Here is a 19,112-nt window from a genome sequence, read left to right as displayed (position 1 = left end):
TTTGCATTAACAAAAAATATCACCATAATTTATAGAAATACCAAAAAATCAATTAACTACCGGAGAAAAAATATGAATTTAATACTATCGCTTAAAAAAACACTAGCGGCTACGATGCTCGGTGCAGCTTTTGTAACGACTGCCAGTGCCGCAAGCATTACCATTGGTGGCAAAGGCTTTACCGAGCAGTTGCTTATTGCTGAAATGACCAGCCAGTATTTACAGGCAAAAGGCTATGAAACAGAGCTAAAAACAGGGATGGGGACAACACTAGTACGTGAGGCGCTAGAAAATAAACAGGTCGATATGTACTGGGAATACACGGGAACGGCGTTTCTGACTTTCCATAAAAATACGTTTGAAAACCAAGCAGCTGACGTAATTTATAGCGCCGTCAAAGAAAAAGATATGGGCGATGGGATTGTTTGGCTGGATGCATCCAAAGCCAATAATACTTATGCATTGGCCATGCGACGCGCTGATGCCGAGGCCAAAAATATCTCCACTTTGGAAGATTTAGCGACTAAAATTAACGCTGGCGAATCGCTATCATTTGGCTGTAACATTGAGTTTTATCAACGTGACGATGGCCTAAAGCCACTACAAGAAGCGTATGGGTTTGAATTCGGCCGTGCGAATGTCAAGCGCATGGATACAGGGTTGGTCTATAAAGCCCTTAATGAAAGCGAAGTGGATGTTGGTTTGGTATTTGCAACCGATGGCCGTATCCCTGCGTTTGATTTTGTGGTGTTAACGGATACGAAAAACTACTTCCCTGCCTACGCCCTAACGCCAACCGTACGTCAAGAGACGCTAGATGCTAACCCTGAACTTGCGGCGCAATTAAATACCTTGTCAGCGACTTTAGACGATGCAACAATGGCGCGGCTTAATGCACAGGTTGATGTGGATAAGAAATCGGTACAAGAAGTGGCGGCGACCTTTTTAACTGAAGCAGGGTTGCTATAGTTATTGGCGATGAGTTATTGGCCATAAGCCATAAGCCATAAGCCATAATAAATACAAAAAGCCTGAAGGCAATCGTCTTCAGGCTTTTTGTATTTGGCTTGCTTAGCCGTCTAGTTGGCTAGCGTTATTCAGCGCTTATTCAGTGCTTATTTAGGGTTTATTTGTGCTGCATTTTACCGACAATGCTGCTAAGTGCAGATTTCATTTTGTCGATGGACTCTGTTAGGGCGATTTCTTTTGTGCTGCTTTTACTGGTAACGAGGACGGGTTGGACACCTTCTATTCTGGCTTCGATTTTGCACTGCATATCATCGTTGCCGCCTTTATCGGCGTTTTGATCAGAGAGGTGGACTTCGACGCGGGTGATTCTGTGGGCGTAGTGCTTTAAACCTTGGTTGATTTCTTCGGCGACAAATGCCTCTAGACCCTGGGTTCCTTCGATGTTTTTATCGGTATTGAGCTGTATTTGCATGATATTATTCCTCGGTTGACTGATTAACTGATTGAATTATTTTGCTTTACTTTTTTTATGCGACATCTATATCGTTGCACTTGCAAATGGAATTCAGGCGTTTGGGTGTTTCTTAGCTGATGCTTTGTGTGCTATTTTGTGTCATATTTTGTGGTTAAAGGGTTTCTCGATTATTCATTGTCTTATAGATAAAATTATATCATAATGCGCGGGCTAATTAGAGATTTTGCGTACAATGAATATCCATCGTGGGGCGGCAATGCCCGTAACAGAAAAAAAACCGGCAAACAGCCCATATGCTAACCCGAATGCGAGCTTTTCGGTCGCGCCGATGATGGCGTGGACAACGCGTCACTGTCGTTATTTTCACCGCCAACTCACGAAAAAAGCCTTACTTTATACCGAAATGGTTACGACTGGGGCAATTATTCACGGCGATCATGCCCGATTTTTACAATACCATCCCGCCGAGCACCCGATTGCCTTGCAAATTGGTGGCGGCAATCCGTCAGACATTGGCCAAGCCGTTCGAATCGCGAATCAATACGGTTATGATGAAATTAATTTAAATGTTGGCTGCCCCTCCGATCGCGTACAAAAGGGTAAAATCGGGGCAATACTGATGGCCGAACCCGAATTAGTCGCGGCGTGTTTTCATGCGATGCGTGATAATACCGATGCCAAAGTGACCATCAAACATCGACTGGCAATTGATGATATGCCTGAAGACAGTGTGTTTCATTTTGTTGAGACGGTGGCAAAGGCGGGCTGCAAAACGTTTATCATTCACGCCAGAAAAGCGTTTTTACAAGGCCTTGACCCCAAAGCCAATCGCCACGCACCGCCACTCAATTATGAATTGGTGTATGCGGTTAAATCTCGTTTCCCCGAATTAGAAATCATCATTAATGGCGGTATTGATACGCTGACCGAAGCGCGTGACCACCTGAGCCGAGTCGACGGCGTAATGATGGGGCGTAGCGCATATCAAAAGCCGTGGGTTTTGGCGGGCGTTGATGATTTGCTGGGTGCCGACCATCGACCGCCATCACGCCGCGCGGTAATTGAGGCGATGCTGCCTTATATTCGTGATGAAATTGCCGCAGGTAATCATTTAAAGCACATTGCCAGACACTGGATGGGGTTATTTCATGGCATCAGAGGCAGTAAAGCGTTTAAACAAACGCTCAATGATCATATGAATACGCGTAATGAAATTGCCGTTGTCGAAGCGGCATTGGCAAAAATCGAAGAATAGCGAAAAAAGTGGCGGTTAGGTTGTGTGGTGGTTCTTGCAGTAAAAATCCGCTCTAAAGTTATCTAGCCCCTTATTTTATTTCATACTGACATAGCCTGGTATTTGCTGAATGCGATGAATCCATGCTTGAATGCTTGGATAAAGTGATAAATCAAATCCACCTTCATCTGCGACATGAGTATAGCCGTAGAGGCTAATATCTGCGGTACTGAGTGAATTACCGACTAGATAAGGTGTCTGCGATAATTGCTGTTCCATGATGACTAATGCCTTGTGACCGCCTGCCTGTTTAGATTCATAACGTGCTCTTTGCGTATCAGGCAGGCCTAAATATTTATTGATAAAACGCGCAACGGCAATATAGGGCTCATGACTGTATTGCTCAAAAAACTGCCATTGCTGTACTTTAGCATATAAAAAAGCATCATCGGGTATTAGGGGGCTTCCTGTTGCCAGAAAATTAATGATGGCATTTGATTCATTTAGACTTCGACCATCGTCTAAAACCAACAAGGGGATTTTCCCATTAGGGTTTTTATCTAGGAACTCGGGTTGCTGGGTTTCGCCTGCCAATATGTCCACGTGTATCCATTCGTGTGGGATGTTGCAGAGGGCGCAGACCAATTTAACCTTATAACAATTGCCTGATTGAATATCACCGTATATTTTCATAATAGTATCCTTTATTGTTAATGTGTTAGGTTTTCATCACGACATGAATAGAGTGATTAAATATTTTTGTAAATGAATCTGCATCTTAAAGTTAGTTTGTAATTTTAATCACCACTTTGCCTGTTGCCTGACCGGATTCAAGATAGGCATGAGCCTCTCCAACCGTTTCTAATGTAAACACAGTTTCATCAATGATGGGCGTGATTTTTTGTTGATCCACCAGTCGGCTAATGTGTCGTAAAATCCAACCTTGATGCGCTCGATGATGCTCATTTATTGTGCCAAGTGTTTTAAATTCAAATTTTAAATCGAGATTCTTTTCATGCACTAACTGTAAATTATGCTCACTACGACCAGCAATGGCAACGGCTGTTCCATTGGGTCGTGCCATTTCAATGGCCTTATCTAGGCTGGCCCGACCGACGGTATCAAACACCACATCAAAACCTAATTCATCAATGGTTTGTGCTTTTGCTTGGTCAAAAGCCTGTTGCTCATGATAATCAATGGGATTTGCACCAAATGTATGTAAAAAGTGATGTTTGCTAGGACTGGCACTGGCCCATACTTCACAGCCTGCCCATTTTGCTAATTGGGTTGCAATATGCCCCACGCCGCCTGCGCCACCTTGAATCAGTACTTGGTGCCAAGGTTTGATTTGTGCTTTATCAAATAACGCTTCCCAAGCGGTAATGCTGACCAGTGGCAATGCGGCAGCGTGGTGCAATGGGATTGATTTGGGGGCGGTTGCGACCAAACGCGCATCAGCCAGCGCATATTCGGCTAGCGTGCCCGTGCCAGCAATGGCGCCTGCATTGCCAAAGACAGCATCACCTAGTATGAATTGTGTGACGAGTTCACCTGTTGCGATAATTTTACCAGCAAAGTCACTGTGCAATAGGGCGGGGAAATGGAGCTTACCAACGTGACCTGCGCGAAATTTGGTCTCGATGGGGTTGACGCTAGTGGCGTGCAGTTTGATTAATACTTGATTGGCATTGGGCTTGGGTATCGGTAAGTCAGCGCAATAAAATACAGTGGGTGCGCCGCATTGATTAATGAGTTGGGCTTTCATGGTGTGTGTCATGGTATGTGTCATCATCGGCTCCTATAATGGGCGCTAAATTGGCCTGTGAATTAGGCTGTGAATTGGGCTGTGAATTGGGCTGTGAATTGGGCTGTGAATTGGGCTGTGAATTGGGCTGTGAATTGGGCTGTGAATTGGGCTGTGAATTGGGCTGTGAATTGGGCTGTGGGTTAATGTGCGTGATTATTTTTTTCATTATCAGCGCGTTTTCACGGTTTTGGTAATAGGCTTTGCGTGTGCCGACGACTTGAAACCCTAGCTGCTGGTAAAGATTTTGTGCGACTTTGTTGCCCGCTCTAACTTCTAGATAACAGTGCAAAGCTGGGTGTTTGGGTATGGTTGACGGCAGTCGACGAAATAGCTCTCTGAGTAATTGGCTGGCATAGCCATTGCCTTGGTGTTTTTTATCACAAACGAGGTGGATAATTTCTGCTTCGTTTAAGATGCTGCGATAAATAACAAAAGCAACCGGTGTGTTGTCGATAAACCCTGTGAGGTTTTGGTATTGCGATAAGGTGTGAAGCAGTTGCGATGCTGACCAAGCGGTCGGGTTGCTACGTGATTCAATCGCTGCTAAATCTGAGTAATAGGCAGGCGCACTAGGCTGAAAAATTAGACGAGATGGAGATGGTGGCATGGTTGATGGCAGCATGGTTGATGGTAGCAAAAAATTAAGGCGGATATAGGTATTGATGAATGCGTTTTAGCTGTTGCCATAAAAGCGATTTGTCGTTTGGAAAGTCAGATAAGTAGTCTATTGACGGCAGGCAGATGAGTGATACGGTATGCACGGGTGTCTGCGTTAAGGACGCAACATGCAGTTGGTGCGTATTGCTATCTATGTTATTGTTTAAGTTGCCGTCTAAGTTGCCGTCTAAGTTGTTATCTAGGCTGGTATCTAGGCTGGTATTTTGACGGTTGTTGCTTGTTGTAGTAGATTGCGGTGTCGTCCATAATGGTGTGGTTTGCTGGGTTAAATAACGGCATAGCGGATGCCCAAATGCAACGACCACGCGAGGTTGTACCTTGGCGATTTCCATGGCAAGCAAAGGCAGACACTCGGCGAGTATCGAATCATCAGGATCTAGTGGCAACGCATACTGATACTTTAGAAAAGGTGTGCAATAGACCTGATCGGGAGCAATCTCTATAGCGCTCAGTGCTTGTTGAAGCAGTGGCGGTATCGTTGTGTTGCCATTATCTATCCAGTGATTCTCGTGCCAGCCGCTTAGTAACATGATATCGGCTTGGGGGTTGCCTGTGCCAAAGTAGGGTGTGCTGGCTTGGGTATTGGCGAGGGCTTGTATTTGTGCTGCTATTTCACCATCGTTGTCTAGGCCGAGGCTTGCTGGTGAAGCTTCTGCTAAAGCCTCTGGTAGGGTTAGGGTGCGACGCGCTGGATTAGCTTCGGTGATAACGGTTTTCTGCGTATCAATAACAATGGGTTGATAAAGCAGCTGTCGTTGTGCTTTTGAGATACTTTGGCTGCTTTGGTTGGTTTTGTTGGTCTGGTTGGTTTTTTGGTCGTTTTGGCGCTGTACAGACTGCGTCAAAGCACTTGCGGCATCGGGTGTTAATACTTCATCGGGTGTTAATGCTGATGATTGCGCTGACGATTGCGTATTATCTATTGTGGGGGAATCAATGGGCTGGGCTGTGGTGTTTTCGTTATTATTCGTACTATTAGAGGGTATGCGTTTGGATGGTATGCTTGCTGAGGTGTTGATTTCTTGGTGCGTAGCAGGTGCTGGATTAATGTCTTGGGTTGCAGGCGGCGTTTGCGCTTCACTGACCAACGATTGCATCATTTCAGCAAAGTCGGATTCGTGAGAGGTGGCGGCTTGTTTTTTTACAATAGGCGTGATGTACCAAGCATCAATCGCCATGTCGATCAATGCTTGTTTTTGAAAACGGCTTAATGTAAAAGTGCTGTCATGCATTGTCCTCTTCCGGCCAGATAAGGCCTTCAAACAAGGGTGCGAGTTCTCCTTGTTGGTCCATTTCTTCGATAATATCACAGCCACCAACGAGCTCGCCATTGATAAATAGCTGCGGAAAGGTTGGCCAATCAGAGATTTTTGGCAAATGCTCGCGCACAGCAGGTTCGGCCAATACATTAACATAGGCAAAAGGTTCACCGATACGTTTTAGTATGGTGACAACACGGCTAGAAAAACCGCATTGTGGGAATTGGGGTGTACCTTTCATATAGAGAATGGCTGGGTATTCATTGAGCTGGGATTCAATTTTTTGTTTTATTTCCATGGGAGTCACTGGGTTTGAAAATTACTGGGTTTGAACATTACTAGGGTTGATGCCAATGCTTAATGCTTAATGTCAATGGGGTCGATGCGTTTAACGCGTTTTTATTAGCGCTCAGTTTACCATAAAAAATGGGTTGAGTGAGTGTCTGAATGATTTTATTCGGTGATTAACTTCGATGATTAACTGGATTGTCGATAAACTTAGCCAACGCGCTGGTTAAGTGACGGCAGGTTAGGGCTACGTTGCAGTTGCGTTGCGGTTGCGTTGCAGTTAGGGGGCAAAGTTGTCAAGCAAGGCATCGATAAAATCATCGATAACAAATTCACGCAAATCGTCGGCGGCTTCACCGACGCCGATAAATCGAATCGGTAGTTGCATCTGCTTTGCTAATGAGAAAATCATGCCGCCCTTGGCGGTGCCATCGAGTTTGGTGACCGTGATACCCGTTAATCCTAAGCTTTGATGAAATGATTTTGCTTGATTGAGGGCATTTTGCCCATTTCCTGCATCAATGACAAGCATCGTTTCATGGGGTAGGTTGCTGTCATGTTTTTTCAGTACCCGCACGACTTTTTCAATTTCAGCCATGAGATGGGATTGGGTATGCAAGCGACCAGCGGTATCAGCGATAAGTATATCGATGTTTTTTGCCTTGGCAGACGTATAAGCGTCAAAAATGACCGAAGCGGCATCTGCCCCAGTACCTTGTGAAATAACGGGCACGTTTGCGCGTTCTCCCCACGTTTTTAATTGCTCGACAGCGGCAGCACGAAAAGTGTCACCTGCCGCCAGCATGACAGTTTTGCCTTGCTGTTGAAAGCGTTGTATAAGCTTTGCTATGGTGGTTGTTTTTCCTGCGCCATTGATGCCCACCATCAATATGACTGTGGGTTGGTGATCGTTAATGGGTAATGGGATTTCGCAACCCGATAAAATGCGGCGCATCGTTTGTTTTAGTTGATTAATGACGGCTTCTGGGTTGTTGGTTTCTTTGCGTGAGATGGTTTTTGTGACGTCATCGATGATTTCTTGGGTCGCTTCGATGCCGACATCTGCCATTAATAAAGCCGTCTCTAAGTCGTCAATTAAATCGTCATCTAGGGTTTTTTTGCCGAGAAATAGGCCGCTAAAGCTAGCGCCAGTTTTTGCCAGTCCAGACTTTAGACGGCTAAGGTAGCTGCCCTTGTTGCTCGCCGTGTTGCTCGCCTTGTTATCTGCTTTATCAACCGATGTGTTATCGGAGTTGTTATCGGTGTTGTTATCGTGGGAGGCATCGTCAATTTTCCACGCAGCCGTGTCGTTGGTTTGAGTGGCTTGAATGGCTTGAGTTGTTTGAGTGGTATCAATGGGTTCAATGGATTCAGATGTGCTGTCTGCTTGGTCTTTGTTTGCTTTTTCTGCGTCTTTTGCTTTCTTTTTGCCGAAGTTAAATATCATGGTATTTTGTCTAGTTAGTATGATCGGTTGTATTAGGTTTGTGGTGTTAGGTTTGTGGTATTAGGTCTGTGGCTGTATTGTTTGGCGTATTTTATCAAGTGCTTGTTGGTGCAGCGTTGCATTGGCGCTGGCTAACACTTGGCCGCAGCTACTTCGGGTCAGCGGATTGCCTTGCCAGTCGGTTATGCTGCCGCCGGCTTGTTCGACAATGAGCCTTAGCGGTAAAAAGTCATAAGGCTGTAAATCAGACTCAAGCACCAAATCAATCCAGCCGCTCGCAAGCATTGCATACAAATACGCATCGCCATTATAGCGTATTAGACTCACCGTGTCGCGTAGTGGTTGGACCTGTGCATTTTCGGCGTCCGAAAACATGCTCAAGTCCGTTGAGCATAAAATGGCCTTGTCTAGTGATGTCGTGTCTCGTGTACGAACTAGTTGTGTGGTTTGTTGACGCTGATACGTTGTGGGGGTTTCTTTGCTGGCTATCCAGCGCTCGTCTTGCGCGGGTGCATCAATCAAGCTAAGTATCGGTTGCCCTGATTTGAAGAGCGCAATCAGGGTGGTAAATAGCGGAATGCCTGCGACGAAATTTTTTGTGCCATCAATGGGGTCAATTACCCATTGATAGGTGGATTGGGTTGATTTTTCGGCGTGTTCTTCGCCAATGATGCTGTGGTCTGGGTAGTGCAATTCAATCAGTTGGCGTAGCCTTGATTCCGTGGTTTGGTCGGCAACGGTCACGGGTGTTTCGTTTGATTTTTTTGTTACTTGCAGCGGGCGGCGAAAATAATCGAGGGTGATTGAGCGCGCTTCGTCTGCGAGCAAATGTGCAAAGTCTAGTGTTGTATTCGGCGTTTCAGGCATAGTACGGGTTGTAGGGATAGTGGGCATAGTAGAGATAGCAGGGATAGTGCGCTAATAGTCGGTCGAGAAAACGATTCATTTAGTGGACTGTTGGCGGTTATTCCTCATCAAAAAACGCATCAAATGCATCTTCTGACTGTGGGTCGGGTGCCCCGTCTCTGGTCAATGAGGCGCGTCGTTGCAGGTAGGCACTTTTGACAAACTCGTATTCGTTGATGGTACTGCTGGCCAGTACTTTTTCGGTATTCAGTAGCCCCGCGCGCTGGTCAATACGTTTTAAGACATTAACGCCCGTTTCAACGCGATAATCATTCCATTGGTAGCGATTAATGGGGTCTATCCCATAGTCACCAATCAACCCAACGGTGTCTGTTATTGTGCTGGGTCCCAATATGGGCAAGACAAGATAAGGACCAGCGGGGACACCCCAAGCACGCAGTGTTTGCCCGAAATCCTCTTTGTCGGCTGAAATGCCCATCGCGGTGGCGACATCAAATAGCCCGCCCAAGCCGAGTGTCGTATTCCAAACAAACCGTGAACTAGAAAGCCCTGCGTTTTTGAATTTGCCTTGGAGTAAGCTGTTTGCGAAGGTGTTAATCTCGCCTAAATTACCGAAAAAGTGACTAACACGACGTTCAACGGGGTCTGGCGTTATCTTTTGGTAGCCTTGGCTTAGGGGTTTTAGCGTGTACTGGTCGATTTTTTTGTTAACCGCATACATGCGTTGGTTGTATTGTTCTAGCCCATTGTTTGACGCGCAGCCAACAGTAAACCAAGTTGTAACGAATAGTGTGAGTAAAAGTAAAGGAAAATGATTTCGCATATCAGGTGGTCTCGGATGGTCTTTTAAGTAGTTAAGCGTCGCATGAATAAGGTAACAGGCGGCTAATTATAGAGCTTGCTGTGCTGGTATGCGACATGTGCGTGTGAAACTAACACATTTAGCACGGCAGCGACAGGCAGTGCCAATAAAACACCAGCAAATCCAGCCAGTTGACCGCCTGCGAGGACGGCAAAAATAACGGCAACAGGGTGTAGCCCGATGCGTTCGCCGACAAAACGTGGGGTGAGTACGCTGCCCTCTAGTGCTTGCGCGATGACAAAGGTGATAATCACGCCCAAAGGGTGCATAATATCACCGAATTGAAAATAAGCCAGCGCTGTCGCCACGCCCATGCCAACAACTAGCCCCAAATAAGGGACAAAAGACAGCCAGCCAGCAATAAAACCAATCAATATGGCGGATTCTAGACCGACAACGGACAAACCAATCGCATAGATGAGTCCAAGACTATTCATGACCATAAATTGACCACGCAAGAATGCCGCGAGCATATTGTCAGATTCTTTGGCAATTTGGCTAACTTTGGCTTCGTAGCGTCTAGGGATTAAGTGGTGGATGCGTTCAATTAATCGATCCCAGTCTCTTAACAGGTAAAAAGTCACCACAGGCACTAAAAAAATATTCGCCAGTAACGTCAACACAAAGCCACTGGAGTTGCTAATCCAGCCAAATAGCTTGCTAGCAATATTTGAGAGGTTTGAGAGGTTGGATTTTAACGTATTTAAAATCAAATCATCGTCGCTGCTGGCTGCCGAACCAGCCGCAAACTTGTCCTGAATGGTTGGCAGGATGTTTTTTTCGATTAAATCAATCATGCCAGGTAGTTTGCCGATGAGTTTGGATAATTGCTCACTAATAAGCGGAATAAATAGCATGACGATTAAAATCAACGTGATAATAATAAAAATAAAAACGCTGACGACCGCAAAAGTACGTGACATGCGTTTTTCCAATCGATCGACCAACGGATCGCCCAGATAGGCAAGCAATGCGGCAAATAGGAATGGGCTTAGAATCGGCGATAATACATAAAAGCATAATCCGACCAAAGCAATGATAAAGACCAGTTGTATTTTTTGTTCCAAATGCATGGTTTTTCCTAGGGCTAATGGGTTTTATTCTGTTTGTCTTATTCTTTAAGTTTTGTTTATGGGTTTTATTGTAAAGGGTTATTGTAAAGGGTTTGCTGAAAATTCGATAACGTATTTTATCGATCGTTGAGATAAAACACTTTTTCTAAATACACGGTTGGCCCTGATTTAACTTGTAACACCCAGCGTCCCGGGATGATTTCCCAGCCATGTTCGATGAGGTAAATTAATTCATACGTTTGTTGGTTAGGGTTGGGTGTCCACTGTAAGGTGTCAAATTTAATCGCCCCCTTGCTAGGGTGTTTGATACCGCTATCTGGATAAATCGTCACATGCTCAATAGGCTGACTAACTGAGTTGTCGAGCTGGTATAAAATGGCAAATTCTGTGCCCAGGGTAAGCGTACCTTCGCTGACGGGGGAAAATGTCTGCTCACCAGGCTGACGAATGCCGTATCCAAGCAGTGAAATACCGTTGATGGTGGGTGTTTGTGGTGTGTCTGAATGATTGAATAGGGTAGTGAATACAGTTGGGTGGGTGGTTGGTTTGCCATCAACGGTTTGTGAGGTGCGTGATTCATATAAGTCAGAATCATATGAATCGGGTGAGTCGTGAGATGCATTGCCAGTTTGTTGGTGTTGTGTTTGTTGCTGTTGCGTTTGTTGGCAGCCCATGACCAACAAGCTAAAGGCGACAAAAAAAACGAAAGATAGTCGGTGTAATACTGTCATCATCATAATGCGTTATAAGGCTTCGCGAGTGTTAGACTTGTGAGTGGACCTGTGATTGGGTCTGTGAGTGGACCTGTGATTGGGTCTGTGAGTGGCCTGTGAGTGCATGGATTATGAATTAGAAATGAACGACCAATAAAAATCATTAGCAAAATGAACAATGACCAATACAGGCGATGACCAATGCAGGCAATAATCGATACAGCGAGTTATGCGTAAGCAAATAAGTGAGCGCAAAAAGCACGCTAGCGATGTATAGGCGTATTAGTCTATTGAATACAGGGCAAATACATTGCTAGCGTGGTCGCTACTAGCTTAGTCATTAGCCTAGCCGTTAGCCTAACAGTAAGTGGCTATTAGGTGAAACTTAGGCGGCAATTAGGCGGCAATTAGGCGGTTAGTCGTGCTAATTATAGTGCTTTTAACTGTCTGACTAAACGAGACTTAATACGCGCTGCCTTGTTCGCGTGGATTAATCCCTTGCGGCTGGCTTTGTCAAGCGCTGGAACAGCCAGCTCAAATGCTTTTTCAGCGTGGGCTTTGTCCCCAGCTTCAACGGCTTTGAGAACGTTTTTGACAGTCGTGCGCATATAAGAACGCTGTGCGACATTACGGGTGCGGTGTTGCTCTGCTTGCCGAGCACGCTTACGGGCTTGTGGGCTATTGGCCATGAAAAAATCTCCTACAAATAAGTGCGAATTAAAACCAAAAAATTCTATACGAATCGCCTAAAAAGTCAATAAAAATATTGCAGTTAATCAACCGCAGTGCCGTGGTAGTGCGTTTTTTGGTTTGTTTTTTTAAAGCAAACCAAACAAACGAACCATAAAGTAAACGACAAAGCAAGCGTGGTATTGAGTGAATCCATGCTTCTCTCGGTGATTGCTAGCAAATAAAAGCGAATAGAGGCGAATAGATTGGAATAACAACAATTGTACCACCGAATGTATAACGCCGTTAAGAATACTATCATTTTAGGGCTGAATTTCGTATCATAGCTAAAGGGATGCATTAAAATAGGTGCTGATATGCACTGATATGCGCTAAACACGTATCGAATAAACAAATAATCAAACAAATAATCGCATAGTGAGGTGTGGCGGTATGGCGAGACTGGCAATTGCAGGCATTGGTGGGCGAATGGGGCAGAGTATCTATCATTGTCTGATGGCGCCTGATTCGGTGGCCGCGGGTAATAATTCGCGCGACGATTGGGACGCTGGGTTACGCTTGACAGTTGCCACGGCAAAGCCTGGTGATAAGTGTATAGGTCAATTGTTGAGCCAAACTTGTCCGCCGCTTGGTGATGGTGCTGGCGATGTTGGTCATGATATGGCGGTTACAATTACTTCGAGCTTGTCTTTGGATTTTGATGTGTTGATTGACTTTACGAGCGTTTCGGCATCAATGACGCATCTGGCCTTTTGTCGTGAGCAACAAAAAGCGATTGTCATCGGCACAACAGGGTTTAATGCCTCGCAAATCGACACCATTCGCGATGCAGCCAAAGACATCCCCGTTTTTATGTCGGCAAATATGAGCATGGGGGTCAACCTGATGAATGCGCTCGCGGCACAGGCAACGCACGCATTGATTAACCAAATGCAAGTGACCGCCGATATTGAAATGGTTGAGGCGCATCATCGTCATAAAGTCGATGCACCGTCAGGGACCGCATTGATGATAGGCGAAACCGTTGCAGCAACGCTAGGCAAGGCGTTACCCGACATTGCGGTAAAAAGTCGGGATGGACTTATTGGTCCACGCGAATCAGGCACGATTGGGTTTTCTACCATTCGTGGGGGCGATGTTGTTGGTGAACATACACTGACGTTTTATATGGCAGGCGAGCGATTTGAAATCAGCCACCGCGCAACCGATCGTAGCATTTTTGCGCGCGGCGCGTTATTCGCGGCAAACGCTATATCGAAAAAATCAGCAGGCTTTTATACCATGCGCGATTTGTTAGGTTTTAATTGATGTGGTTGGTTGGTTTTTGTTGGTTGATTTTGTTGGTTGATTTGGATTTTTAATGAAGCGAATTTAAATAAGGGGCAAGACGAGTGATGACGGCTTTATCGGTTAATCTAAATAAAATTGCACTGCTGCGTAATGCGCGTGGACGAGACTATCCAAATGTAGTCGCCATGGGTGAGCAGGCGATTGAAGCAGGCGCGAGTGGGCTAACTATTCACCCTAGGCCTGATGAGCGCCATGCGCGTTATGCCGATATTGGGTTGCTGAAAAAACTCTGCGAAAAACATCACGTCGAATTGAACGTCGAGGGTTATCCCAACGACGATTTATTGGCGTATTGCATTGCGTCGCAAGTCGAGCAGGTGACACTGGTGCCTGATGCGCCAAATCAAATAACATCGGATCATGGGTGGTCTATTCATTCTCATGAAAGGATGCTTACGGAAGCAATAACGACACTTAAAACTAACGGTATTCGTGTGAGCTTGTTTATGGATGCCGATAGTACCGAAATTGCGCTGGCAAAAACCGTGGGTGCTGACCGAATTGAGCTACACACCGAATCCTATGCGAGAAGCTTTGAACGCGGTGCGCATGAAAGGCAGATTGCCTTATTTAAGGATGCCTTTGACCGTGCGTTAGACGCGGGGCTGTCAGTTAATGCGGGGCATGATTTGACGGTTGATAATTTGCCTTATTTTTTGCAACATATTCCCGTTGCCGAAGTATCAATAGGGCATGCACTAACGGTTGAAGCGTTGCAGTTGGGGTGGCAGTGTGTTATTGCGCGTTATGTGGCGATTTGTCAAAATCCCATGAATTATCATCGGGATTGCCGCTAAGGGTGTCTCTAGGGATTACTTCGCTTGGCTAGATGAAAACAATAGTGATATGAAAAATAGTTGTACAAAAGAAGCGGGTATGAAAGAGATCGTTATCGTTGGTGCCAAACGTAGCCCCATCGGCTCATTGATGGGTAGCTTGTCCACACTGTCCGCTGTCGAACTTGGGCGGCAAGTGGTGGGCGATTTATTGGCGCATACCAATGTGGATGCGACACAAATAGATGAGTTGATTGCGGGGCAAGTGCTGACGACAGGCGCAGGGCAAAACCCCGCGCGACAAGTTGCCATTCAGGTTGGTATGCGTCAAGAAAGCCTCGCCATGACGATTAACCAAGTGTGTGGTTCAGGATTGCGTGCCGTGATGCTGGGCATGCAATCGATCACCAGTGGATTGTCTGAAATTGTGGTTGCGGGTGGACAAGAATCCATGTCAAATGCACCGCATTACCAGTATTTGCGTGGCGGTATCAAGATGGGGGACAGTGCCGCTACCGATACCATTTTGCGTGATGGATTACTGGATGCGTTTGATAACCAGCTAATGGGTGTCACGGCTGAGCGTTTGGCCGATAAGTTAGCGATTTCCAGAGCAGCGCAAGACGCCTTTGCTTTGCGGTCGCAACAGTTAGCACAACAAGCCATTGTCGCAGGTCACTTTAACACCCAAATAACCCCCATTCAGGTACAGTACAAAAAACAGACACAGCAAGTTGACGCGGATGAGCACCCACGGTTTGATTTGACTATGGCGGCATTGGAAAAATTAACCCCTGCCTTTATGCCAAATGGTTCGGTAACGGCAGGTAATGCATCAGGGGTCAATGATGGAGCAGCATACGTATTAATGATGTCGGCAGCAAAAGCCAAGGCGTTAAATCTTTCGCCAATGGCGGTTATTCGAAGCATTGGTGTTTGTGGAGTTAATCCCGCTGAAATGGGTTATGGCCCTGTGCCTGCAAGCCAACAAGCGCTAATCAATGCGGGCTGGACGGTTGATGCGCTTGACTTGATTGAGGCAAATGAAGCCTTTGCGGCCCAAGCGCTAGCGGTTAACCACGGCATGCAATGGGATGTCAATAAAGTCAATGTGACGGGTGGTGCGATTGCACTGGGGCATCCAATTGGTGCATCAGGTGCCAGAATTTTGGTCACCTTGCTGTATAATATGCAACGGCTTCATCAAAAACGTGGATTGGCAACGTTATGTGTTGGTGGTGGGCAAGGGGTTGCGCTGTGCGTTGAGCGATGTGTTGAGCGACCAGCCGTAGACTAGCGCAGTAGAATAGAATATCTAGGGTAGAATAGTAGAACAGAACAGTAAACGAGTGGAGAGAAATACGAAAATGAAAAAATTCATCTTTTTGATTTTATTGGTGGCAGCTTTTGTGCTGATTCTGCCGTTTGGCTTTAATAATGCCGAAAAAGTAACCGTTAATTATTGGTTTTTCTCTTATTCGCTACGGCTTTCTTGGGTGATTATTGGGGCGTTTATTTTAGGCGTATTGTTTTCGCTTTGCTTTTTTGGGGTGTCGGCATGGGTTTGGAAATTAAAAGCCAAAACCTTGCAAAAACAGCTGAATGAAATGGATAAGATCCGTAAAAAAGCCGAAATAAAAGCCGCGTTTGATGCCGAATGTCAGTCTTGATTAATACGTCTTGACTGATGATGTGCCAACGCCACTTTTCACCTAACATCGTATGAATGAGTTATTGGTATTGTTATTACCACTGGCCGCCTTTAGTGGGTGGTGGATTGCCAAAGGCGATAAAAAAAAGGATCATCACCGTCGCGATGAAGATTACTTTCAAGGCTTGAGCTATCTGTTAGAAAACGAAACGGATAAAGCGATTGATATTTTTGTCCGTATTGCGCACTTAGATGATAGTGCGATAGAAAATCAAATTACGCTGGGTAATTTGTTTCGTCATCGTGGGGAAATCGACCGTGCGCTGCATATCCATACCGCGTTGTTAAGCCGACAGGAGCTGAGCTCGGAAGCGTTGCAGCGATTACATTTGGCGTTAGCCGATGATTATCTTCAGGCTGGCGTTATGAATCATGCCAAAGATTATTTGGAAAAAGCCAATGCCGCAACCAGCCCTGCGCTACGCGATGCGGCGCAACGGCGGTTAATTAATTTGTACGAGCAGCAAGACCAATGGCAGCAAGCGATTGAAGTGGCTGAAGCGCTCGATCCATTTCGCCGTGATAGTATCCAGCAGAAAGTGGCGCATTATTATTGTGAGTTGGCAGAGGCTAAACTATCGGCATCCGTTGATACACCCAGTCAATCCAATCAGTCGGGTCAGTCGGATCTGTCGATGAGTCCTAGTCATACGGCACTAGCGGGCGCCGAGGAGTGGTTAAACAAAGCGTTGATTTGCGACAAACAGTGCCTTCGTGCGCTGATTAAGTTAGGTGAAATTGCCCAATTAAGAGGGAATTATGTGCAGGCAATCAACTATTATCAACGCCTAGAAAAAATTGCGCCGACGTTTATGCTAGAGGTTTTCGACAAGCTAGCGGCTTGTTACGATGCCCTTAATCAACACCATGAATGGAAAAATTATTTAGCCACTTATGTGAGAAAATACCCTAGCCCAGCATTGTTACTGCATTTACAACAGTCCATCGCCCATATTGAGGGTGACGAAGCAGCCAAAAAATTTCTCGGTGAACAACTGACAAACCACCCGAGCTTGTTAACTTTGCATGCTTATTTACACCAATTAGACCACCAAGACGAGTCGATTAAAACCTTGCAATTTAGTCTGGATAGGATAATCCGTCAGGCTTTGCGGTATCGCTGCCGTGAGTGTGGCTTTCGTGGCAATGTGCTAAATTGGCAATGCCCAGGATGTAAGAATTGGGGCGCGTTTACGCCCGTGACGGACTTGACGGTCAAAGAAAATGTGTAAAAACGGTTTACCCAAACGGTTTACCCTGATTGGTTAGTGGTGGCACTTTGATACATGGCAGGCGGTGTGCAGTCGTCAGCTATAGTCGTCAGCTATAGTAGTCAGCTGTATGGCAGTCGATCTATGTTATCCGATGTGTGTGTTAGCAATATACGATAAACCCTAACGATTTGTATCAAACCGTTTTAAAAATAAAAAAAAACCTTATACAATAAGGCTGATGATTAATTGAGGAGTATCCATGAGCGAAGTACTTGCGCGGGTTGACGCAATAGATAAAACCATTAAGCCACTGAAAAAACTTCATATTCAAACCCACGGTTGCCAGATGAATGAATATGACTCTGAAAAAATGGCTGCTGTGTTAGGGCAGGTGTATGAAATCGAGCCAGTTGTCGACCCTGTTGATGCGGATATACTGATTTTAAATACATGTTCGATAAGAGAAAAAGCACAAGAAAAAGTATTCTCAGCGCTGGGGCGTTGGAAAAAAATCAAAGATAAGAAACCTGGCACAATTATTGCGGTTGGTGGTTGCGTTGCCAGCCAAGAGGGTGAGGCGTTACAAAAGCGTGCCCCTGTTGTTGATATTGTTTTTGGTCCACAGACGCTACACCGATTGCCTCAATTGATTGCAAAGGTCGATCAAGGGCAAGCGCATGTGATGGATATTTCTTTTCCTGAAATTGAAAAGTTCGACTATCTACCTACCCCCAAAACGAGCAAGGCAACGGCCTATGTTTCGATCATGGAGGGTTGTTCAAAGTACTGTACGTTTTGTGTTGTCCCTTATACACGAGGCGAAGAGGTCTCTAGACCTTTCGATGACGTGATTGCCGAGTGCGCGATACTGGCAAGCCAAGGGGTTCGTGAGATTAATTTATTGGGGCAAAATGTGAATGCGTATCAAGGGCCAATGCACGATGGCACCATTGTGGATTTGGCGTTTTTAATCGAAGTCATTGCCCAAATCGATGGGATTAAACGCATTCGTTTTACCACGTCACACCCTGTTGAATTCAGCGAGCGACTTATTGAGGTTTATCGCCGCGTTCCTGAGTTGGTCTCGCATTTACATTTGCCTGTGCAATCGGGTTCGGACCGTATTCTGGCGCAAATGAAGCGAGGTCACACCGCGTTAGAGTATAAATCTAAATTGCGCAAAATCCGTGAAATTCGCCCAGATATTTCTTTTTCTTCAGATTTTATCGTGGGTTTTCCTGGGGAAACCGACGCGGACCATGAAAAAACCATGCAACTTATTCGTGACATAGGGTATGATTTGTCCTTTAGTTTTATTTATTCGGCACGTCCTGGTACGCCCGCCTCGTCATACCCTGACGATGTGCCTATGACAGCAAAAAAAGCGCGGTTAGCCGAATTACAAGCAGAGATTAATCGTATGACCATGGCGATTAGCGAGTCAATGGTCGGTTCGTTGCAGCAAATACTGATCGAAGGCGAATCAAAACACGGCGGACAGCTGTCAGGCCGAACAGAAAATAATCGGGTGGTTAATTTTGCAGTACCGCCTAGTCGCTTTGCACAAATTAACGACATGATTGGGCGATTTGCGCAAGTGAAAATTAGCCAAGCATACAATAATTCTTTATTGGGTGAGTTTGTCGATATTGAACCCATGAAAAAACCCCAGTTGATTACGGCATCATGAATAAAA

Annotated in this window: 20 protein-coding genes; 8 read left to right on the top strand and 12 right to left on the bottom strand. The window is 45.6% G+C overall.

The genetic code is table 11. The annotated features are described in order from the left end of the window. Nucleotides 1-72: 72 nt before the first annotated feature. The gene (locus tag GCU85_RS07510) at nt 73-969 is read left to right on the top strand and encodes a glycine betaine ABC transporter substrate-binding protein (RefSeq protein ID WP_152810567.1); all 897 of its coding nucleotides are present in this window, start codon (nt 73-75) and stop codon (nt 967-969) included. A 157-nt stretch (nt 970-1,126) separates the two neighbouring features. Here GCU85_RS07510 and GCU85_RS07505 read toward each other — a convergent pair whose 3' ends face one another. Then, the gene (locus GCU85_RS07505) at nt 1,127-1,441 is read right to left on the bottom strand and encodes an HPF/RaiA family ribosome-associated protein (RefSeq protein ID WP_152810566.1); all 315 of its coding nucleotides are present in this window, start codon (nt 1,439-1,441) and stop codon (nt 1,127-1,129) included. A gap of 235 nt (nt 1,442-1,676) precedes the next feature. On the opposite strand from GCU85_RS07505, the gene dusA reads away from it, so the two are divergent. Next, nucleotides 1,677-2,699 carry a tRNA dihydrouridine(20/20a) synthase DusA gene (gene dusA / locus GCU85_RS07500; protein ID WP_235896260.1) on the top strand — a complete coding sequence of 341 codons (1,023 nt, stop codon included), beginning with the start codon at nt 1,677-1,679 and terminating at the stop codon, nt 2,697-2,699. A 75-nt stretch (nt 2,700-2,774) separates the two neighbouring features. Here the strand turns inward: dusA and GCU85_RS07495 are convergent, their stop codons facing one another. The 11 genes from GCU85_RS07495 to rpsT form a co-directional block, all read right to left on the bottom strand. Beyond that, nucleotides 2,775-3,371 carry a glutathione S-transferase family protein gene (locus tag GCU85_RS07495; protein WP_152810565.1) on the bottom strand — a complete coding sequence of 199 codons (597 nt, stop codon included), beginning with the start codon at nt 3,369-3,371 and terminating at the stop codon, nt 2,775-2,777. Nucleotides 3,372-3,462: 91 nt separating this feature from the next. Further along, nucleotides 3,463-4,473: a zinc-binding dehydrogenase gene (locus GCU85_RS07490; protein ID WP_218110608.1), complete on the bottom strand. Its 1,011-nt coding sequence runs from the start codon at nt 4,471-4,473 to the stop codon at nt 3,463-3,465. Beyond that, the gene (gene rimI, locus GCU85_RS07485) at nt 4,427-5,095 is read right to left on the bottom strand and encodes a ribosomal protein S18-alanine N-acetyltransferase (RefSeq protein ID WP_218110607.1); all 669 of its coding nucleotides are present in this window, start codon (nt 5,093-5,095) and stop codon (nt 4,427-4,429) included. The genes GCU85_RS07490 and rimI overlap by 47 nt, the downstream gene beginning before the upstream one ends. A gap of 34 nt (nt 5,096-5,129) precedes the next feature. Further along, nucleotides 5,130-6,398, bottom strand: coding sequence for a uracil-DNA glycosylase family protein (locus tag GCU85_RS07480; RefSeq protein ID WP_218110606.1), 1,269 nt, complete (start codon nt 6,396-6,398; stop codon nt 5,130-5,132). Beyond that, a complete protein-coding gene (grxD, locus tag GCU85_RS07475) occupies nt 6,391-6,723 on the bottom strand; it encodes a Grx4 family monothiol glutaredoxin (protein ID WP_152810562.1) in 333 nt (110 codons plus the stop codon). Before grxD ends, GCU85_RS07480 begins: the two co-directional genes overlap by 8 nt. A gap of 270 nt (nt 6,724-6,993) precedes the next feature. Continuing rightward, entirely contained in the window at nt 6,994-8,160 is a 1,167-nt protein-coding gene (gene ftsY / locus GCU85_RS07470; RefSeq protein WP_152810561.1) for a signal recognition particle-docking protein FtsY, read from the bottom strand. A gap of 60 nt (nt 8,161-8,220) precedes the next feature. Beyond that, on the bottom strand, nt 8,221-9,027 hold the full coding sequence (hisN, locus tag GCU85_RS07465) for a histidinol-phosphatase (protein WP_218110605.1): 807 nt from the start codon (nt 9,025-9,027) through the stop codon (nt 8,221-8,223). A 97-nt stretch (nt 9,028-9,124) separates the two neighbouring features. Further along, nucleotides 9,125-9,850 carry an MlaA family lipoprotein gene (locus GCU85_RS07460; protein ID WP_152810559.1) on the bottom strand — a complete coding sequence of 242 codons (726 nt, stop codon included), beginning with the start codon at nt 9,848-9,850 and terminating at the stop codon, nt 9,125-9,127. Between the two features lie 62 nt (nt 9,851-9,912). Beyond that, on the bottom strand, nt 9,913-10,962 hold the full coding sequence (locus GCU85_RS07455; RefSeq protein ID WP_152810558.1) for an AI-2E family transporter: 1,050 nt from the start codon (nt 10,960-10,962) through the stop codon (nt 9,913-9,915). A gap of 116 nt (nt 10,963-11,078) precedes the next feature. Continuing rightward, nucleotides 11,079-11,699: a DUF3859 domain-containing protein gene (locus GCU85_RS07450; RefSeq protein WP_152810557.1), complete on the bottom strand. Its 621-nt coding sequence runs from the start codon at nt 11,697-11,699 to the stop codon at nt 11,079-11,081. A 404-nt stretch (nt 11,700-12,103) separates the two neighbouring features. Beyond that, nucleotides 12,104-12,364, bottom strand: a complete 261-nt coding sequence (gene rpsT, locus GCU85_RS07445; RefSeq protein WP_152810556.1) for a 30S ribosomal protein S20 — start codon at nt 12,362-12,364, stop codon at nt 12,104-12,106. A gap of 433 nt (nt 12,365-12,797) precedes the next feature. On the opposite strand from rpsT, the gene dapB reads away from it, so the two are divergent. The 6 genes from dapB (at nt 12,798) to miaB (ending at nt 19,106) form a co-directional block, all read left to right on the top strand. Further along, on the top strand, nt 12,798-13,673 hold the full coding sequence (gene dapB, locus GCU85_RS07440; RefSeq protein ID WP_152810555.1) for a 4-hydroxy-tetrahydrodipicolinate reductase: 876 nt from the start codon (nt 12,798-12,800) through the stop codon (nt 13,671-13,673). An 86-nt stretch (nt 13,674-13,759) separates the two neighbouring features. Next, on the top strand, nt 13,760-14,512 hold the full coding sequence (locus GCU85_RS07435) for a pyridoxine 5'-phosphate synthase (protein ID WP_152810554.1): 753 nt from the start codon (nt 13,760-13,762) through the stop codon (nt 14,510-14,512). Between the two features lie 79 nt (nt 14,513-14,591). Beyond that, nucleotides 14,592-15,788 (top strand): acetyl-CoA C-acetyltransferase, encoded by a 1,197-nt coding sequence (locus GCU85_RS07430; protein ID WP_152810553.1) that lies wholly within the window; start codon nt 14,592-14,594, stop codon nt 15,786-15,788. Nucleotides 15,789-15,858: 70 nt separating this feature from the next. Continuing rightward, nucleotides 15,859-16,161 (top strand): lipopolysaccharide assembly protein LapA domain-containing protein, encoded by a 303-nt coding sequence (locus GCU85_RS07425; RefSeq protein WP_152810552.1) that lies wholly within the window; start codon nt 15,859-15,861, stop codon nt 16,159-16,161. A gap of 52 nt (nt 16,162-16,213) precedes the next feature. Further along, entirely contained in the window at nt 16,214-17,434 is a 1,221-nt protein-coding gene (locus tag GCU85_RS07420; RefSeq protein WP_152810551.1) for a tetratricopeptide repeat protein, read from the top strand. A gap of 241 nt (nt 17,435-17,675) precedes the next feature. Beyond that, nucleotides 17,676-19,106, top strand: a complete 1,431-nt coding sequence (miaB, locus tag GCU85_RS07415) for a tRNA (N6-isopentenyl adenosine(37)-C2)-methylthiotransferase MiaB (protein WP_152810550.1) — start codon at nt 17,676-17,678, stop codon at nt 19,104-19,106. Nucleotides 19,107-19,112: the final 6 nt, after the last annotated feature.

Source organism: Ostreibacterium oceani, from assembly GCF_009362845.1.
GTDB lineage: Bacteria > Pseudomonadota > Gammaproteobacteria > Cardiobacteriales > Ostreibacteriaceae > Ostreibacterium > Ostreibacterium oceani.
Note: the sequence above shows the minus strand (reverse complement) of the source record. Positions and strands in the feature narration are given on the sequence as shown.

What these genes read in the sequence shown, in the direction of transcription:
- rimI (WP_218110607.1), bottom strand. Translation starts at nt 5,095, where the DNA reads ATGCCACCATCTCCATCTCGTCTAATTTTTCAGCCTAGTGCGCCTGCC.
- GCU85_RS07435 (WP_152810554.1), top strand. Translation starts at nt 13,760, where the DNA reads ATGACGGCTTTATCGGTTAATCTAAATAAAATTGCACTGCTGCGTAAT.
- GCU85_RS07455 (WP_152810558.1), bottom strand. Translation starts at nt 10,962, where the DNA reads ATGCATTTGGAACAAAAAATACAACTGGTCTTTATCATTGCTTTGGTC.
- dusA (WP_235896260.1), top strand. Translation starts at nt 1,677, where the DNA reads ATGAATATCCATCGTGGGGCGGCAATGCCCGTAACAGAAAAAAAACCG.
- GCU85_RS07510 (WP_152810567.1), top strand. Translation starts at nt 73, where the DNA reads ATGAATTTAATACTATCGCTTAAAAAAACACTAGCGGCTACGATGCTC.
- miaB (WP_152810550.1), top strand. Translation starts at nt 17,676, where the DNA reads ATGAGCGAAGTACTTGCGCGGGTTGACGCAATAGATAAAACCATTAAG.
- GCU85_RS07505 (WP_152810566.1), bottom strand. Translation starts at nt 1,441, where the DNA reads ATGCAAATACAGCTCAATACCGATAAAAACATCGAAGGAACCCAGGGT.
- grxD (WP_152810562.1), bottom strand. Translation starts at nt 6,723, where the DNA reads ATGGAAATAAAACAAAAAATTGAATCCCAGCTCAATGAATACCCAGCC.
- hisN (WP_218110605.1), bottom strand. Translation starts at nt 9,027, where the DNA reads ATGCCTGAAACGCCGAATACAACACTAGACTTTGCACATTTGCTCGCA.
- dapB (WP_152810555.1), top strand. Translation starts at nt 12,798, where the DNA reads ATGGCGAGACTGGCAATTGCAGGCATTGGTGGGCGAATGGGGCAGAGT.
- GCU85_RS07460 (WP_152810559.1), bottom strand. Translation starts at nt 9,850, where the DNA reads ATGCGAAATCATTTTCCTTTACTTTTACTCACACTATTCGTTACAACT.
- GCU85_RS07425 (WP_152810552.1), top strand. Translation starts at nt 15,859, where the DNA reads ATGAAAAAATTCATCTTTTTGATTTTATTGGTGGCAGCTTTTGTGCTG.
- GCU85_RS07495 (WP_152810565.1), bottom strand. Translation starts at nt 3,371, where the DNA reads ATGAAAATATACGGTGATATTCAATCAGGCAATTGTTATAAGGTTAAA.
- rpsT (WP_152810556.1), bottom strand. Translation starts at nt 12,364, where the DNA reads ATGGCCAATAGCCCACAAGCCCGTAAGCGTGCTCGGCAAGCAGAGCAA.
- GCU85_RS07450 (WP_152810557.1), bottom strand. Translation starts at nt 11,699, where the DNA reads ATGATGATGACAGTATTACACCGACTATCTTTCGTTTTTTTTGTCGCC.
- GCU85_RS07430 (WP_152810553.1), top strand. Translation starts at nt 14,592, where the DNA reads ATGAAAGAGATCGTTATCGTTGGTGCCAAACGTAGCCCCATCGGCTCA.
- GCU85_RS07420 (WP_152810551.1), top strand. Translation starts at nt 16,214, where the DNA reads ATGAATGAGTTATTGGTATTGTTATTACCACTGGCCGCCTTTAGTGGG.
- ftsY (WP_152810561.1), bottom strand. Translation starts at nt 8,160, where the DNA reads ATGATATTTAACTTCGGCAAAAAGAAAGCAAAAGACGCAGAAAAAGCA.
- GCU85_RS07490 (WP_218110608.1), bottom strand. Translation starts at nt 4,473, where the DNA reads ATGATGACACATACCATGACACACACCATGAAAGCCCAACTCATTAAT.
- GCU85_RS07480 (WP_218110606.1), bottom strand. Translation starts at nt 6,398, where the DNA reads ATGCATGACAGCACTTTTACATTAAGCCGTTTTCAAAAACAAGCATTG.